Raw genomic sequence first — 16,882 nt, 5'->3', positions numbered from 1 at the left:
CGTCGTCGGCCGGGACGTGTCGCCGTCGTGACAGCACGGGGCCGTGAACGTCGTGCTTCCGGGACGCACGGTGTCGCCTGCGGGCAGCGGTGGTCGGGACGTCAGCCCGCGCCGCTGACCGCGACAGTGACCACCGTGCGCCCCGCGGTCGGCTGACGCACCACGGCACGCGCGGCCGCGTCCTCGACCTCGTCCGAGGCCCGAACGGTGACGATCATCTCGTCCGGGAACCAGGCGAGCATCGGCACCACCGCGCTCTCTTCGCGATCGGGCGGACCGTAGTGGTCCTCGTACCCCAGCCGCCACGCGTCCAGCGCCTCCTGCGGGGTGAGGTCCACCTCGTACACCTTCACGATGCGCGCGACGCTGTCCGGCCCGAATCCCACACCCCAGGACGACTCCTGCGACACCTGGCCGAGCATCGTGGCGGGGACAGGTGCGTCGAGCATCGGCTCCCGCTCCAGCGTCGCCAGGTGCGGTGACGGCCCCCCGTGCAGCGCCGTCCAGGCGAGGGCCGCGAGCAGGACCACGACCGCGACGAGGACCCCGCCGGTCAACCAGGGCCAGATCTGGTGCTCGCGCCGCCTGCCGACGCCGGAAACGCCCCAGGGCGCCACAGGTTCCTCCAGGATGAGCCGCCTGCGGAGGAACCTAGGGGCGGGCGATCAGCAGCGTGCGGCAAACCGGTCCGCGTCACCCGAACGGCGCGGTCACCGGGCGGTTCGGGACGGGTGCGCGTCGCCGGCCCCCTGCGCTCGGCGACGCGCACCCGCCCCGTCGCCCCCTACCGCCGCCGCGTCACGATCACCCGCTGGAGGATCACGAACGCCAGCAGCACCGCCCCGATGAACACCCGGGTCCACCAGGAGTCGAGGCCCTCGCGGGCGATGAGCACCTGGATGAGGCCGTACACGAGGACGCCGGCGCCGGTGCCGAGCACGAACCCGACGCCGCCGGACAGCAGGGTGCCGCCGATGACGACCGCGGCGATCGCATCGAGCTCCATGCCGATGCCCGTGAGGTTGTAGCCGGACTTGGTGTAGAGCGCGAAGAGGATGCCGGCGATGCCGGCGCAGGTGCCGCTGATGACGTACACCCAGATGCGGGTGCGGGCGGGGCGCAGGCCCATGAGGCTGACGGCGACGCCGCGGTCGCTGGACCCGAGGCCGTACACGGAGCGGCCGAACCGCGTGTAGTGCAGCAGGTAGACCGCGACGAGCAGCACGGCGACCGCGATGAGCATGCTGGCGTTGATGCGCCACAGCGAGCGTCCCTCGCCGAACGTGATGCTCCAGGACGCGAGGCTCGCGAACCCCTCGTCCTTGATGGCGAGGGAGTTGGTGCTGACGACGTTCGCGAGCCCGCGCGCCAGGAACATGACGGCGAGCGAGGCGATGAACGGTTGGATGTCGAACACCTGCACGAGCACGCCGATGAGCAGGCCGCAGGCGGTGCCGATGAGCACGCCGACGACGAGCACGACGGGCAGCGGCAGCCCGACCTGGAACAGCCGGGCCACGGCGAGGCCGACGAGGGCGACGACGGCTCCGACGGACAGGTCGATGCCGCCGGTGAGGATCACGAACGTCATGCCGACCGCGAGCACCAGCAGGTAGGAGTTGTCCACCATGAGGTTGGAGAACAGCTTCATGCTGATGAAGTCGGACCGGGAGGTGCTGTAGCGGCTCTGCCCGACGCCGAGCATGAGCGCCAGCGTCAGCAGCGTGCCGAGCACCGGCAGGAACCGGCGGTCGAGGTTCCCGAGCGCGCGCCACCAGGGCCGGCGCGCGGGCGTGGCGGGCGCGGGGGCGGGCGCCTGGGTGAGCTGGCCGGTCATCGCACGACCTCCACGGGTCGGGGCTGCGCGGCCCGCAGCCGGCGGGCGTCGAGCCGGGAACGCAGGAACGGCGACGCCGCGACGCACACGGCGATGAGCACGACGGCCTTGAACAGCGGGGTCGTCTGCGACGGGAGCTCGAAGATGATGACCGCGCGCTCGAGCGTCGACAGCAGCAGCGCGCCGGCGATGAGCCCGCCGAGGTTGAACCGCCCGCCGTCGAGCTTGGTGCCGCCGAGGACGACGACCATGATCGCGTCGAGCTCCTTGAGCAGGCCGATGTTGTTGGCGTCGGCGGCCATCGTCGGGGCGCCGTACACCAGCCCGGCGAGCGCGGCCAGCACGCCCGCGATGACGTAGACGCTCCACGTGGTGGTGCGGGCCCGGACGCCGGCGAGCCGGCTGGCCTCCCCGTTGATGCCGATCGACTCGAGGAACATGCCCAGCGCGGTGCGCCGGACCAGCAGCGTGACGAGGACGAACACGACGGCGGCGATGACGACCGGGGTCGGGACGCCGAGCACGAAGCCGGAGCCGATGGACTTGAACGGCGGGCTCGTGACCGTGGTGATCTGCCCCTGCGTGATGAGCATGGCGATGCCGCGCCCGGCGACCATGAGGATCATCGTCGCGATGAACGGCTGGATGCCGAGCGCCGCGACCATGAACCCGTTGAACGCCCCCACGACGACGCCGACCACGAGGCCCAGGGCGACCGCGACCGCGACGGTGGCGGCGGACCCCGGGTCGGGCGACCCGTCGAGGTACGTGAGCGACACCGCGAGCGCGATCGCCATCACGGCGCCGACGGACAGGTCGATGCCGCCGGTCGCGATGACGAGGCACATGCCGAGCGCGAGCAGCAGCGGGGTCGCGCTGTTGCGCAGCAGGTCGATGAGCTGGCCGAACAGGTGCCCGTCGCGCAGCGTGACGTCCAGGAACCCGGGGCTCTTGAGCCCGCACGCGAGCAGCAGGACGAGCAGCGCGACGACCGGCCAGAAGATGCCGTGGTCGGTCACCCGGCGCAGCGCCTGCACGCTCAGGCCCCGGGTGGGGGGCGGGGTGGCGGTGGGCGTGCTCATGAGGCCTTCTCCCCGGTGGTCGCGATGGTCTCCAGGACGTCCTCGGTGGTCAGGGTCCCGTCGTTCTCGAGCTCGGTGACCTTCTGCCGGTCGCGCATCACGACGATCCTCTGGCTGAGGCGCAGCACCTCCTCGAGCTCGGAGGAGATGAACAGCACGGACATGCCGTCGGCCGCGAGCTCGGTGACGAGGCGCTGGATCTCGGCCTTCGCCCCGATGTCGATGCCGCGCGTCGGCTCGTCGAGGACCAGCAGCCGCGGCGACGTCGCCAGCCACCGGGCGAGCAGCACCTTCTGCTGGTTGCCGCCCGACAGGTTCTTGATGAGCGCGTTCGGGTTCGGCGGGTTGATGTTGAGCGCGACGATGTACTTCTGGACCAGCTCGTCGAGCTGGCGCCGGGGCAGCCGCCGGAGCGTGCCGCGGCGGGCCTGGAGCGCGAGGGCGATGTTCTCCCGCACCGTCAGGTCGCCGATGATCCCCTCCTTCTTGCGGTCCTCGCTCGACAGGGCGATGCCCTGCTGGAGCGCGGCGAGGGGTGTCGCGAGGCGGGTGGGCGCGCCCTGCACGGCGATCTCGCCGTGGTCGGGCCGGTCGGCGCCGGTGAGCAGGCGCGCGGCCTCGGTGCGCCCGGAGCCGAGCAGCCCGGCGAGGCCGACGATCTCCCCGGGGTACAGGCTGAGGTCGAACGGCTCGACGCCGCCCTTCGAGCCGAGGCCGACGCCCCGCAGCAGCGGGGTCTCCTGCCCGGAGTGCTCGGTGACCGCGTCGCGGGCGCGCTCCTCGATGCCGGCGAGGTCCTCCTCGGCGCGCCCGATCATGTGCGAGATCAGGTCGCGCCGGCTGAGCTCGGCGGTGCGGAACTCCCCCACGAACCGGCCGTTGCGCAGGACGGTCATGCGGTCGGAGATCGCGTAGACCTGCTCCAGGAAGTGCGAGACGAACAGGATCGCGACGCCGGACTCCCGCAGCCGCCCGATGACGCGGAACAGCTCCGCGACCTCGGCCTTGTCGAGCGACGACGTCGGCTCGTCGAGGATGAGCACCCGGGCGTCGACGACGAGCGCACGGGCGATGGCGCACAGCTGCTGGACGGCGATGCTGTGGCTGGAGAGCTGCGAGCGCGGGTCGATGTCGAGGTTCAGCCGCTGCAGCGCCTCGCGCGCGGCGCGCCGGGTGGCCCGCCAGTCGATGAACGGGCCGCGCCGGACCTCGTGGCCGAGCATGACGTTCTCCGCCACGGTGAGGTTCGTGCAGAGGTTGACCTCCTGGTACACCGTGCTGATGCCGGCGCGCTGCGCCTCGTCCGGGCCGTCGAAGACGAACTCCTCGCCCTCGACCTCGATGCCCCCGGAGTCCACCCGGTACACCCCGGTGAGCGCCTTGATGAGGGTCGACTTCCCCGCCCCGTTCTCGCCCATGAGGGCGTGCACCTCGCCCGCCCGCAGGATCAGGTCGACCCCGTCGAGGGCCTTGACCCCCGGGAACGTGATGGTGATGCCGGTCATGCGGACCACCGCACGCTCGTCGGCGTGCGTCGCTGCGGACATCGGCGTCCTTCCTGGTCCCGGCTGTCGGACGGGCGGGGTGGGGCCGGGAACCCACCCCGCCCGCCTGGCTCAGTAGGCGCGGGCGTCGACGTCGGCCTGGGTGATGGTCTGGTCGAACGCCTGGTCGACCACGATGGTCTCCTTCGGCACGTCCTCGCCGTTCGCCACCTGGGTGATGAGCTCGGCGAGCTGGTCGCCGAACACCGGGTTGCACTCGACGACGTAGTTGAACTTCTTGTCGACGAGCGCCTGGAGGCCGTCGCGCACGCCGTCGACGGACACGATCTGGATGTCCTCGCCCGGCACCTTGCCGGCGGCCTCGATGGCCTCGATGGCGCCGAGGCCCATGTCGTCGTTGTGCGTGAAGATCATCGTCATCTCGGGGTACGCCTGCAGCGCCGCCTCGACGGCCGTCTTGCCCTCGGCGCGCGTGAAGTTGCCGCTGGCCTTGCCGATGACCTGGTCGCCGACGACGGCGTCGAAGCCCTCCTCGCGGTCGACCTGCGCGCCGGACCCGAGCGTGCCCTGGAGCTCGAAGATCTTGGCGTCCGGGGCGTTCTCCTTGACCCACTCGCCCGCGGTGGTGCCCTCCTGCTTGAAGTCGGCGCCGATCCACGTCACGTACGGGTCCTCGACGGTGGTGTCGACGGTGCGGTCGACGAGCACGACCGGGATGCCGGAGTCCTTGATCTCCTGGAGCACCTCGTCCCACCCGGTCTCGATGACGGGCGAGAACGCGATGACGTCGACGTCCTGGGCGACGAAGTCGCGCAGGGCCTTGATCTGGTTCTCCTGCTTCTGCTGGGCGTCGACGAAGTTGAGGTCGAAGCCGGCGTCCTCGGTGAGGCTCGCCTTGACCGACTCGGTGTTGGCGGTGCGCCACCCGCTCTCGGCACCGAGCTGCGAGAAGCCGACGCGGATGAGGTCGCCGTCCTCACCGCCGCCGCTGCCGCTGTCGGAGCTGGAGCCGCATGCGGCGAGGCCGAGGACGGCCACGAGGGAGACGGCGCCGACTGCGGCCCGCCGGGACTGACGTCCGAACATGAACTCCTCCTTGAGCACGTGGGCCGACGGCAGTGTCGGCTCCGAAATTGTGATCGTTCACAACTGTGAGGGTCAAGAGTGAACGATCACAATCCGGTAACTAGCCCCGTCGCGGAGCGGCCGTGCTGGCCCGGACGCGCACGGACGCGCCCACACTGCCGTCCACCGCCCGGGCGCCCTGGATGGCCGCGACCATCTGCTCGAGGCAGCGCCGGCCCAGCTCGGCGAAGTCGGGCGTGACGGTGGTCAGCGGCGGGAAGAAGTGCGCCGAGCCCTCCACGTCGTCGAACCCGATGACCGAGACGTCGGCCGGCACCCGCACCCCGGCCTCCGCGAAGGCATGCAGCAGACCGAGCGCGAGCTGGTCGTTCGCGGCGAACACGCCCGTGGGCAGCTCCTCCGCCCCCGCGCGCCACTTCTCCACCAGCTCCTGGCCGATCCGGTAGCCGGTGCTCGCGCGCCAGTCCCCCGGCACCGGCTCGCGCGGCGTCACGCCCGCCTGCCGCATCGCGTCCCGCCAGCCCCGGGACCGGGAGCGGGCGTCCAGCCAGGACTCGGGGCCGGTGACGTGCAGGATGTCCGTGTGACCCAGGTCCAGCAGGTGCTGGGCCGCCATCCGGCCGCCGGCGTACTGGTTCACGGCGGCCGTGTACACGCCCGGCCCCAGGTCGGACGGCCCCAGCATGACCACGGGGAGCTGCTCGTCCGCGAAGCCCTGCACGGCGTGCACCGCCTCGTCGTGCGACGCGATGACCACGGCCCCGTCCACGCCCTGCTCCAGGAAGTGCCCGAGCGCGCCCCGCACCGACGCCACGTCCCACTGCGTCACCGTGGCGACCGAGACGTACATGCCGGAGCTGCGGGCCGCGTTCTCGACGGCGATCAGCGTCATGGTCGGGCCGTGCAGCGGCGAGTCCTCCGTGACCACGCCGATCGACCCGGTACGCCGCGTGACCAGGGCGCGGGCGACGGAGTTGCGGCGGTAGCCCAGCTCGCTGATCGCGGCCTCGACCTTCGCGCGCGTGCGGTCGCTGACGTTGGGGTGGTCGTTGAGGACGCGCGAGACGGTCTGGTGGGACACGCCCGCGCGCTGGGCGACGTCGAGGATGCCCGGGCGGCGCGGCTTGCCGCCGCGGCCTCGCCCGACCTGCCCGCCCTGCGTCGCGGCGCCCTGCTCGACGACGCCCTGCGTCGCGGCGCGCTGCGGCTCGGCGCCACCGGACTCCATCGCCCGTCCACCTCTCTCGATCCACCGGTCGGACACGGGCCCCGGCCGCCGTCCCGCCCGCGGGACGATAGTGAACGTTAACAGGTCCAGGCCCGGACCGACCGGCGTCAGGAGGCGGTCCCGGACGCCGGACGGCCCATCATGGCACCGGCTGCGGCGCGGGCCGGGTGTCCTCCCCGGGAGCGGGGCGCACGAGCGCCCGCGCCCGCCTCACCGCGACCGCCACGTCGTCCACCGCGTGCTCCTCGTCGCGCAGGGCCGCGAGCACCCCGACCCGGCCGACCAGGGCGCGGTGGTGCACGCGCAGGCCCGTGATCAGCACCGCGACCCCGCGCTGCTCCAGGCCGGTGACCAGCTCCTGGAGCACCTGCGCGCCGGTCGCGTCGATGTGGTGCACGCGCGCGAGGTCGAGGACGACCACGTCCGCACCGCGGACCGACGCCGCGTGGTCGAGCACCCGCTCCGCCGCCGCGAAGAACAGCGAGCCCTCCACCCGCAGCAGCGCGACGCGCTCGTCGCCGGCAGCGGCCGGGCCGGGCAGCTCCAGGCGGTGGACGCCCGCGGCCCGTGCGAGGCTGCGCAGGCTGATGACGGCCGCGACCGCCATGCCGAGCCCCACCGCGTAGACCAGGTCGACGGTGATGGTGACCACCGCGGTCAGCACCAGCAGCAGCGCCGCCGCGCGGGTCGACCCGAGCACCGAGCGCACCGTCCGCACGGACACCATGCGCACGGCGGTCACGAGCAGCACCCCCGCCAGGGCGGCCAGCGGGATGCGGGCGACCACGGGGCCGGCCAGCGCGACGACGCCCAGCAGCACCAGCGCGTGCACCACCGCGGCCGCGCGCGTCCGGGCGCCGGAGCGCACGTTGACGGCGGTCCGGGCGATCGCGCCTGTCGCGGGCATGCCCCCGAACAGGGCGGAGGCGACGGACGCCAGCCCTTGCCCGACGAGCTCCCGGTCGCCGTCGTACGGCCCGGCTCCGGGGTAGCCGGCGGCGACGCGGGCCGACAGCAGCGACTCGATCGCCGCGAGCGCCGCGACCGTCACCGCGGGTGCGGCGAGGGCGGGCAGGGCGCCGAGGTCCACCGCGGGCAGGGCGGGCGCCGGCAGCCCGGCGGGCAGCTCGCCGATGGTCGCGAGCGGCAGCCCGGCCGCGGAGGCGACGACCGTCACCAGGACGATGGCGACGAGCGACCCGGGGACCGCACGGTGGACCCGCGGCGCCAGCGACATCGTGACGGCGACCGCGCCCACCACCGCGAGCGACCACGACGCCCGCGGGCCGCTGACCTCGTGCAGCACCTGCCAGGCCGCGACGACCGCGTTCGCGTCGTGCCCGCCGGCGGTGACCCCGAGCGCCGCCGGCACCTGCTGGAGCGCGATGATGACGGCGATGCCGAGGGTGAACCCCTCGATCACCGGCCACGGGATCAGGCCGACCGCCCGCCCGAGCCGGAGCACCCCGGCGAGCACGACGAGCACGCCGGCGAGCAGCCCCACCAGCGCGAGCGTCCCCGACCCGTACCGCGCGACGATCGGCGCGAGCACCACCACCATCGCGCCCGTGGGGCCGGACACCTGGACGGGGGAACCGCCGAACACCGCGGCGACGACGCCGGCGACGACCGCGGTGACGAGCCCGGCGGCCGCCCCCGCACCCGAGCTGACGCCGAACGCGAGCGCCAGCGGCAGCGCGACCACGCCCACGGTCACGCCGGCCACGAGGTCACCGCGCCAGGACGTGCGCAGGTCGGCGTAGTCCCGGGCCGAGGGCAGCAGCGAGCGGACGCCGGCGAGCGCGCTCACCGCGCGGCGCCCGGCAGCGCGGGCTGCTGCTCCCGAGCCTCGGAGAGCTGCCGCTGCGTCGTCCGCAGCACCTCCTCGAGCAGGGCCCGGGCGACGCGCAGCAGCTCGGCGACGTGCGGCGAGGCCAGCCGGTAGGACACCGCGCTGCCCCGGCGCTCGGAGTCGACGAGCTGGTAGCGGCGCAGCACCGCGAGGTGCTGGGAGAGGTGCGACGCCTCCAGCCCGGTCTCCTCGAGGAGCTCGGCGACGGGCACCTCGTCGGCGGCGGCGAGCAGCTCCAGCACCCGGATGCGGACGGGGTGCGCGAGGCCCTTGAACAGGTTCGCCTTGATCTCGTTGAGCGGCTGCGGGGTGGGCACCGGACTCCCGACGGATGATGGGTTGATGGATCCATCATGCCACGAAGCCACGGTGGCTCCCGCCGACGGCCTCAGGGGACGGGCGCCGCCTCCGGCCGGTCGGCGCGGTGCGGGCCCGGCCTCCGGCCCACCAGGGCGCCGACCCGGCGTGACAGCCGGTGCGACGGCCCCTCGACGACCCGGAAGAACACCTCCGCCAGCAGCAGCGACGCCGGCACCGTCAGCAGCAGCACGGCCGGCGTCACCCAGCCCGTGAGGAAGCCGACCGCGACGACGACCGGCTCGTGGACCAGGTAGAGGCTGAACGAGCGCGTGCCGAGCCAGTGCACGGCGGGGTGCCGCAGCGGCCGGTCGAGCGGCCCGAGCGCCGCGACGACCAGCAGCGCCGCGCCGCCCGCCTGGAGCACCCGGGCGAGCGCGAGCACCCCCACCGGCAGCCCCGCGCGCAGCCCCCCGAGGTCGAGCAGCCACGGGCCGCTCGCGAGCAGCGCGGCCCCGGCCAGCACCCCGGCCCGCGTCACCCCGCCCCAGCGCGCGACCGCCGCACCGAGCCGCTCACGGTCGGCCGCCAGCAGGCAGCCCAGGCCGAACAGCGGCAGCTGGTACAGCGCGCCCAGCGCGTACGGCCGGTCGACGGGCCCGGTCGCGGCGCCGACCCACGCGACGACGGCCAGGGCGGCACCCGCCACCACGGCGTGGCGGCGCAGGCGGGTCGCGAGCCACACGAACAGCGGCAGGGCCAGCGAGAACACGACCTCCCAGCGCAGCGACCACAGCGCCGTCATCGTGGAGCCGACGGGGCCGGCCAGCAGGGTGAGGTCCGCGAGCACGCCGGCCCGGCCCACGTCCCCGTGGAACACGAGCCACGGGCTCAGCCCGGCGGTCTCGCCCCGGGGCACGGCGAGGCGCAGGGCGACCGCGAGCGCCACGGCGGCCCACACCGGCAGGTACAGCCGCAGCAGGCGCTGCGGGTAGTAGGCGCCCCACCGGTGCCGGGCGCGCTGCGCCGCGACGGTCAGCACGAACCCGCTGAGCACGAAGAACACCTGCACGGCCACCTCGCCGTCCCACAGCAGGTGCAGCGGCGTCGCGGTGACCGCCAGGACGAGCGCGCTGCGCGGGGCACCCGGGTCGTCGTAGGCCGCCATGAGCGCGGGGACGAGCAGCAGCGAGTGGTGCACGAGCACGACGAGCGCCGCGACGCCGCGCAGGCCGTCGAGCGCGGCGAGGCGCCCGGGCGACGTGCCGGTACGGCCGTCGACGTCGGCGGGGACGGGCATCGGCACCTCCGGGTCGGGGCCGGCGGGTCGCGGGCCGAGCGGCCAGGGTGGCGGGCGGCGGCGCGTCCGGGGACCGCCGACCGGGTGGCTTTCGCCCGATTCACCCGTTTTGGGTGGGTTGACCGTCCAGCGCGCGGGGGGCGCCCCGTCGTGGCAGCGTGCGGGCATGACGACGACGGCCGCGCCGGTCGCCCGAGCCCCCTGGGACACCGGCTCCCCCGCCCGGCTCCTGGCCGCCGCGCTGGTCTGCGGCTCGGCGGTGCTGCTGTTCGCGGTGCACACCCGCCCGCTCGGCTACGTGCCGCTCGTCGCCGGCGTGCTGGTGGCCCTGGCGGTGGACCGGGGGCTCGCGCGCGACCTCGGCCTCGTCGCGACCGGCATGGCGATCATCTCGGCGATCTCGCTCGAGGCCGACCTGTCCGACGCGGGCATGGCGCGGTTCACGGTCGCGCTGTCGCTGGCGGTGCTCGTGCCGTGGGCGCTGTCCCGGTACGTGTTCGGCCAGCGCACGATCGTGTTCCCGGTGGCGACCGGCCGGCGGTGGACGCGGGCGCAGCTCGTCTACCTCGCCGTGGTCGTCGTCGCGGGGTACCTGATCCTGCCGTTCTACTTCATCGGGTCGGGCGCATACCGCAACTGGCCCGAGGTCACCGGCGGCGCCGAGATCGCCCGGCTGTTCGTCGGCGTCAACGCCGTGGGCATCTGGGACGAGCTGTTCTTCATCTGCACCGTGTTCGCGCTGCTGCGCCGGCACCTCGGGCTCTGGACCGCGAACGTCCTGCAGGCGACGGTGTTCGTGTCGTTCCTGTGGGAGCTGGGCTACCGCGAGTGGGGCCCGCTGCTGACCGTGCCGTTCGCGCTCGTCCAGGGCTGGATCTTCGCCCGCAGCGCCTCGCTGACCTACGTGCTCGCGGTCCACCTGCTGTTCGACCTGGTGGTGTTCGGGGTGCTCGTGCACGCGCACCACCCGCACCTGCTGGACGTCTTCGTCACCGCGCCCCGCTGATCGGCGGACGCAGCGGAGGGGGACCGGGCCACCCTCCCTGGCCCGGTCCCCCTCCGTGTCCCCCTGCGAGCCGGCGGCGCGGGGCCGCGAGCTGGTCCCCGGCCCTCACGGGGCCGGGGCGTCAGGTGCCGGCCCTCAGGCCGGGGTGCGCCGCGAGGCGGCGATCTTGCGGCCGAGCGCGATGAGCGCGCCGGTCGCGGCGATGGCGGTGACGACCTTCACGGGTGCGGGCACGGGGTTCTCCTCAGCGGTGGACGCGGTGCCGGGTCCCGCGGGCGCGCTGCACGAGGTCCCCGAGGCCGACGACGGCGATCACGGCCACGAGGCCGACGACGACGATCAACACCTGGGGGGTCATGCTGCTCTCTCCTGCGGTTCCGGCTGGCTGGCACGACCATCGTGGCCCGCCGGACCCCCTCGGCGGATCGCCCGCCCGCCGTATCCTCGCGTACGACGAACGGCGTACACCGGGGGTCGCGGGGTCCACCCGGACGCCTACGCGGACGCCTCCGCGACCCCGGGCGCACCCTGAGCGGCGCCGTCCCGCGCGGGCACGGTGCGCGCCGGACGGTCGGCCACCGAGACGTTGTGCCGGAACACGTCCTGCGGGTCGTAGCGCCGCTTGAGCTCGCGCAGGCGCTCGAGCGTCGCACCGGGGAACGCCTCGGCGACGCGCTCGGGCCGCGGGTCGGTCTCGAACGACACGTACAGGCCGTCCACGTGCGGCGCCAGCACGTCCCACGCCGCGTCGAGACTGCGCCGGTCGGTGCCGAACGCCGCGAGGTTGAAGTTCGCCGAGCGGTGGGCGTACGCCGTGGCGTCGCGCGGGACGTCGTGGACCGCGCCGCCCGCGGCCCGGATCTGGAAGAACGGCGTGACCCCGCTCCGCACCAGCCGGGCGAGGTCGGCCGCGAGCGCCGGGGTGAGGTGCTCGGCCATCGCGTTGCGCGTCACGGGCTCCCCCTCGGAGGTGTGCCGCTGGTCGGGCACGGACACGACCGCGCTGTACGGCAGGAGCTGCACCTGCTGCTGGAGCAGCGGGGCGATCCGCGCGAACGGCTGCAGCCGCTCGATGATCGTGTCCGGGTCGTCCGAGTCGACCATCGCCATGACCTGCGCGACCATCACCCCGCCCCGCGGCGGGCCCATGAGGAGGAACGCCGTCGTGTCCCGCGGCGCGGCCTCGACGGCGGCACCCCAGTCGACGAGCAGCCGCTGCGTGTCGGACGCGTCCAGGACGAGCTGCGCGAACCCGACGTCCCCGACCTCGTCGACCTCGAACTCGAAGGACGTGACGACGCCCAGGTTGCCCCCGGCCCCGCGCAGTCCCCAGAACAGGTCCGGGTTCTCGGCGTCCGAGGCGCGCACGACGGAGCCGTCCGCGAGCACGACCTCGGCGGCGCGCAGGTGGTCGAGCGTGAGCCCGTGCTCGCGCACGAGGAAGCCGATGCCGCCCGCGGTCGCGAGCCCGCCCACCCCCACGCCGCCGTAGTCGCCGGAGGTGAGCGCCCACCCGAGCGGCTGCAGCGCCGCGGCGACCTCGCCCCACCGGGCCCCGGGCTCGATGCGCACCCGGCGGGCGGCGTGGTCGAGCACCTCGATCGCCGACATCCGCGACAGGTCCAGCACGATGCCGCCGTCGTTGGTGGAGCGTCCGCTGATGCCGTGCCCGCCCGAGCGGATCGCGAGCGGGACGTCCTGGGTGCGTGACCAGCGCAGCGCCTCGACCACCTGCGCGGTGTCGGCCGGACGCAGCACGAGCCCCGGCCGTCCCCCGCGCAGGTAGGTCGAGCGGACCGCCGCGTAGCCGGCGTCGCCCGGCTCGACCGCCGCGTCCGCGAGCGCCGCGGGCACGGCGTCGTAGTCGATGCCCGGGCGGCGGGCGGCGCGCACGGCGGCGCTGCGCGTCGTGCCCACCACGGTGCCGCGGGCCGCCCGCACGGCGGCGACCCTCTCGCGCACGGGCCCGGCCACCTCGGCCGCGAACCGGGACACGGCGGCCTCGTCCGCCGCGCCGACGACGACGGTGCCCACGCCGGCCTCGAGCACCAGGTCCGCCAGCGCGTCGACACTGGCGTCCGGCGCCGGGACCACCACGCCGCGCCGGACCTCCCGCGCGTCGCGGCCCTCGGCGGCCAGGGCGGCGTCGAGGGCGCGCTGCTCGGCGAGCAGGGCGTCCGGGGACGTGGCGGACAGCCACCACCCGTCGGCCGCGCGCGCGGCCGACGCCACCGCGCGGCCGGGACCGGGCGCGCCCAGCCACAGCGGGAGGTTGTGCGCCGGGGCGGGACCGCGCGCCGCCCCGGGGACGACGTGGTGCCGGCCCGCCAGCCCGAACGGTCGCGGGTCCGCGGCGTCCCACAGCCCGCGCAGCACGGCCGCGACCTCCTCGAGGGCCTCGTCGGTCCCGTCGGCGTCGACCTCCTCGGCGGCCAGGCCGAGCGCGAGTCGGCCCGACGACAGGTGGTCGAGGTGCGCCGCCGCGCGGGCCAGCACCGCCGGGGGCCGTCCCGTGGTCCGCAGGCCCAGCGTCGCGACGCCGACGCGCCGGGTCCCGGACGCGACGTGCGCCAGCAGCGTCCACGGCTCCAGGGCCGCGTCGCCCCCGTCCGGCACCACGACGAGGTCGAGGCCCTCGTCCTCGGCGCGGGCCGCGAGGCGGGCGGCCGCGCCGGGGTCGGCGGGGTCGACGGGCAGCAGGACGCCGAGCCGGAGCGGGTGCCCGAGGTCGGCGGTCACGCCCCCACCCCCGGCGCGGGGGCCTGCGCGCGCTCGGCGGCCACGAGCTCGCGGACGGCCGGCGCAATCTCCTGGCCGACCGTGGCGAGCAGCGTGGGGTCGTCCCCCGCGACGACGAAGGCGCTCACCCCGTGCTCGATCGCGAGGGCGGCGAGCTCCTCGACCCACTGGCGCGGCGGACCGACGAGCAGCTCGCCGGTGGGCTGCGGCGTGAGGCGGCCGCCGACGTTGAGCAGCCGGCGGACCGCGGCGGGCTCACGACCGGCCGCGAGCGCGGCCTCGTCGATGCGCGCGTTGCCGTCGTCGAGGTCCTGGAGGCTGCTCAGGTAGGCGAGCGACGGCAGCCAGCCGTCGGCCACCTCCCCCGTGAGCCGGAGCATCCGCGGCTTGTAGGCACCGACCCAGATGCCGACCGGGTGCGCGGGGGCCGGCCCGCGCCGCGCACCCACGGCGGACCAGTACTCCCCGGGCAGGTCGACGCGCGACCGGTCGCCCGTGTCCCACAGCGCCCGGACGACCGCGACCGCCTCGCGCAGCGCGTCGACGCCCTGGCCCGGCGTCAGCCGGCGGCCGCCCATCGCCTCGATCGCGTCCCAGAAGCCGCCCGCCCCGAGCCCGAGCTCGACGCGCCCGCCGGACAGCAGGTCCAGGCTGGCGACGGCCCGGGCGAGCACGGCGGGCGGGCGCAGCGGCAGGTTCGCGACGTTCGGCGCGAGCCGGATGGTGGTCGTCCGCGCGGCGACCCACGACAGCAGGGTCCAGGTGTCGAGGAACGAGGGCTGGTACGGGTGGTCCTGGAAGGTCGCCAGGTCCAGGCCGACCTGCTCCGAGAGCTGTGCCAGGCCCACCACGCGGTCCGGGTCCGCGTTCGTCGGCGTGATGAACGACCCGAACAGCAGGTCGTGGCCGTAGTCCGTCATCGTGCTCCCTCCGCGCGCCGACGCTCGTCGGCTCACACGATCGTATGTCGTACAGATCATTGGCACAACCACGCGACCGGCGTACCATCGGCGACCATGACCGCGATCGAGACCGGGACCGAGACCCGCCAGTCCGACCTCGGCTGGTCGCTGGGCGTGCTGCTCCGGGCGTACGAGCGCGGGCTCGCGTCGGCGCTCGCGGACGTGCCGCACGGGTTCCGCGGGTTCCTCGTGCTGCGGGAGGTGGTGCGCGGGGCCCACCCGAGCCAGGCCGCCCTCGCCGCCAGCCTCGGCATCGACCGCACCGTGATGACCTACCTGCTGGACGACCTCGAGGGCGCCGGGCTGGTCACGCGCCGCGTCGCCGAGGTCGACCGCCGCCAGCGGCGCGTCCTGGCCACCCCCGAGGCGGAGGGGCTGCTCGCCGACCTCGAGCAGCGCGTGGCCCACGCGGAGGACGCGGTGTTCGGCGCCCTGGACCCGTCCGAGCGCGGCACCGTCTGCGCCCTGCTGCGCCGGGCGGCGTGCGGGTACCGCGACCCGGACGAGCACCCCTGCGCCGTCGTCGAGCAGGCGCTCGGCGGCTGAGGCCGGACGCCCCGGCCGGTCGCACGCCGCGCCGGGGCACAATGGGCCGGGCGCCGCTCCCGCGGCGCGGAGGTGCGCGGACGGCACGACCGGCACCACCCGGGGACGCACGGAAGAGGGACGGCGATGGCGACCATCGGCAGGGCGCAGGACAAGCGCGAGGCGGCGCTGCTGAGCGTGTTCGGCCCCGCGCAGGTCGGCGACCCGCTCGCACCGGACCGCGAGGTCGCCGACGCCGACCGCGAGCGCGACCTCGCGCTGCGCACCGAGTTCGTCCGCGTCGCCGGCGCGGACGGGCGGTCGTACCTCGTGGAGCGCCCGGTCTCGGGCTGACCCCCCCGGGGCGAGCGCCCCTGGACGAGCACCCCGGGGCGAGCGCTCCGGGACGAGCGCTCCGGGACGACCTGCCGCGAGCCGTCTGCCCCGGGGGGCAGGCGTCGGGCCCCGGGACACCCCGGGGCCCGACGCCACCGCCCCGCGCCGACCGCGGCCGGGTCAGCGCGGCGCGCTCCCCCGGCGCCGACCGCTCAGCGCGACGACGAGCGCCGCGACCCCCGCGACGAGCCCGAGCCCGCCCAGGACGCGGGAGGGCACGTCGGCGGCCCTGTCCGCGTCCGCCGTCGCGGCGTCGTCCGCGCCGGCAGCCGTCGCGCCCGCCCCGTCGTGGCTCCCGTGCGCCTCCCCCGCGGCGGTGGTGGTGAGCTCGGGTGCCGGGTGGTCGGGCTCCGCGTCGCCGTCCGCCACCTGGTCCCAGTCGACGACCTCGCCGTCGGCGTACTCCTGGTGGGCCGGCAGGACCAGTCGCGTCCCCGCCTCCGGCAGCGGGCCGACGGAGAGCTCGAACTCCTCGAACTCGCCGTCGCCGATCCCCTCCCCCTGCGCCGTCCAGACCACGCGCACCGGCGCGCGGGTCAGCGTCGCCCCGCCGACGTCGACGGGCTCGGGCAGCTCCCCCTCCTCCACGGTGGCGGTCCACCCGGCGACGGGGCGCGTGGACACCGAGCTCAGGGGCGTGGCGGTGGGCAGGTCGACCGTGACGCGGGTGGTCGCCGACGTCGGGGACTCGTTGGGCACGCGGAACGTGAGGACCGTCCACCCGCCCGCGGCGGTGGACTCCGGGACGACGCGCACGTGGGCGGACGCGGCGGCGGCGGGCAGGAGGACGAGCGCGCCGGCCAGGGCGGCCGAGGCGAGCAGGGACGCCGCGCGGACGCGGGCAGGGCGAGGTGCGGACATGGTGGTGCCTTCCGGGTGCGACGGGACGCGCGGCAGCGCCCGGGACGGGCGGCGCGCGAGGACGACGCGACCGGGGCCGGTCCCGCCCGGCGGCAGGCCGGGGGGTGTCAGGCGGCGGTCGCGGCAGGCACCGGCACCGGCGGCCCGCGGCGGACCGCCCCGCCCCGGTGCACCGCGGGCGGGCGCGGGCGGACGACCTCGGGGCG

15 protein-coding genes are annotated in these 16,882 nt (G+C 75.4%); 3 read left to right on the top strand and 12 right to left on the bottom strand.

The genetic code is table 11. The features are described from left to right. Positions 1 to 101: 101 nt before the first annotated feature. The 9 genes from AAHH18_RS13775 to AAHH18_RS13735 form a co-directional block, all read right to left on the bottom strand. Positions 102 to 617 carry a hypothetical protein gene (locus AAHH18_RS13775; RefSeq protein ID WP_343302008.1) on the bottom strand — a complete coding sequence of 172 codons (516 nt, stop codon included), beginning with the start codon at positions 615 to 617 and terminating at the stop codon, positions 102 to 104. 167 nt (positions 618 to 784) lie between these two features. Further along, complete coding sequence (locus AAHH18_RS13770; protein ID WP_343302007.1) at positions 785 to 1,837, bottom strand: ABC transporter permease subunit; 1,053 nt, start codon at positions 1,835 to 1,837, stop codon at positions 785 to 787. Beyond that, positions 1,834 to 2,919: an ABC transporter permease gene (locus AAHH18_RS13765; RefSeq protein ID WP_283321032.1), complete on the bottom strand. Its 1,086-nt coding sequence runs from the start codon at positions 2,917 to 2,919 to the stop codon at positions 1,834 to 1,836. Before AAHH18_RS13765 ends, AAHH18_RS13770 begins: the two co-directional genes overlap by 4 nt. After that, a complete protein-coding gene (locus AAHH18_RS13760; RefSeq protein ID WP_343302006.1) occupies positions 2,916 to 4,466 on the bottom strand; it encodes a sugar ABC transporter ATP-binding protein in 1,551 nt (516 codons plus the stop codon). The genes AAHH18_RS13765 and AAHH18_RS13760 overlap by 4 nt, the downstream gene beginning before the upstream one ends. 69 nt (positions 4,467 to 4,535) lie before the next feature. Continuing rightward, complete coding sequence (locus AAHH18_RS13755; protein WP_343302005.1) at positions 4,536 to 5,510, bottom strand: ABC transporter substrate-binding protein; 975 nt, start codon at positions 5,508 to 5,510, stop codon at positions 4,536 to 4,538. A 100-nt stretch (positions 5,511 to 5,610) separates the two neighbouring features. Then, the gene (locus tag AAHH18_RS13750; protein WP_343302004.1) at positions 5,611 to 6,738 is read right to left on the bottom strand and encodes a LacI family DNA-binding transcriptional regulator; all 1,128 of its coding nucleotides are present in this window, start codon (positions 6,736 to 6,738) and stop codon (positions 5,611 to 5,613) included. A 139-nt stretch (positions 6,739 to 6,877) separates the two neighbouring features. Further along, complete coding sequence (locus AAHH18_RS13745) at positions 6,878 to 8,548, bottom strand: SulP family inorganic anion transporter (RefSeq protein ID WP_343302003.1); 1,671 nt, start codon at positions 8,546 to 8,548, stop codon at positions 6,878 to 6,880. Next, positions 8,545 to 8,907 carry an ArsR/SmtB family transcription factor gene (locus AAHH18_RS13740; RefSeq protein WP_343302002.1) on the bottom strand — a complete coding sequence of 121 codons (363 nt, stop codon included), beginning with the start codon at positions 8,905 to 8,907 and terminating at the stop codon, positions 8,545 to 8,547. The genes AAHH18_RS13745 and AAHH18_RS13740 overlap by 4 nt, the downstream gene beginning before the upstream one ends. A 71-nt stretch (positions 8,908 to 8,978) precedes the next feature. Next, positions 8,979 to 10,187 carry an acyltransferase family protein gene (locus AAHH18_RS13735; protein ID WP_343302001.1) on the bottom strand — a complete coding sequence of 403 codons (1,209 nt, stop codon included), beginning with the start codon at positions 10,185 to 10,187 and terminating at the stop codon, positions 8,979 to 8,981. Between the two features lie 166 nt (positions 10,188 to 10,353). Between AAHH18_RS13735 and AAHH18_RS13730 the strand changes: the two genes are divergently transcribed. Continuing rightward, on the top strand, positions 10,354 to 11,193 hold the full coding sequence (locus tag AAHH18_RS13730; protein WP_343302000.1) for a CPBP family intramembrane glutamic endopeptidase: 840 nt from the start codon (positions 10,354 to 10,356) through the stop codon (positions 11,191 to 11,193). Positions 11,194 to 11,688: 495 nt separating this feature from the next. Here AAHH18_RS13730 and AAHH18_RS13725 read toward each other — a convergent pair whose 3' ends face one another. Next, positions 11,689 to 13,932, bottom strand: coding sequence for an LLM class flavin-dependent oxidoreductase (locus tag AAHH18_RS13725; RefSeq protein WP_343301999.1), 2,244 nt, complete (start codon positions 13,930 to 13,932; stop codon positions 11,689 to 11,691). Next, the gene (locus AAHH18_RS13720) at positions 13,929 to 14,852 is read right to left on the bottom strand and encodes an LLM class flavin-dependent oxidoreductase (RefSeq protein WP_343301998.1); all 924 of its coding nucleotides are present in this window, start codon (positions 14,850 to 14,852) and stop codon (positions 13,929 to 13,931) included. Before AAHH18_RS13720 ends, AAHH18_RS13725 begins: the two co-directional genes overlap by 4 nt. A gap of 96 nt (positions 14,853 to 14,948) precedes the next feature. On the opposite strand from AAHH18_RS13720, the gene AAHH18_RS13715 reads away from it, so the two are divergent. Beyond that, positions 14,949 to 15,440 (top strand): MarR family winged helix-turn-helix transcriptional regulator, encoded by a 492-nt coding sequence (locus AAHH18_RS13715; RefSeq protein WP_283321042.1) that lies wholly within the window; start codon positions 14,949 to 14,951, stop codon positions 15,438 to 15,440. A 126-nt stretch (positions 15,441 to 15,566) separates the two neighbouring features. Further along, positions 15,567 to 15,773, top strand: a complete 207-nt coding sequence (locus tag AAHH18_RS13710) for a hypothetical protein (protein WP_283321043.1) — start codon at positions 15,567 to 15,569, stop codon at positions 15,771 to 15,773. Positions 15,774 to 15,935: 162 nt separating this feature from the next. Here AAHH18_RS13710 and AAHH18_RS13705 read toward each other — a convergent pair whose 3' ends face one another. Beyond that, on the bottom strand, positions 15,936 to 16,676 hold the full coding sequence (locus tag AAHH18_RS13705) for a YcnI family copper-binding membrane protein (RefSeq protein WP_343301997.1): 741 nt from the start codon (positions 16,674 to 16,676) through the stop codon (positions 15,936 to 15,938). Positions 16,677 to 16,882: the final 206 nt, after the last annotated feature.

The organism is Cellulomonas olei (assembly GCF_039548315.1).
In the GTDB taxonomy this organism is placed as follows: Bacteria; Actinomycetota; Actinomycetes; order Actinomycetales; family Cellulomonadaceae; genus Cellulomonas.
This window is presented reverse-complemented; position numbering and strand designations above follow the sequence as displayed.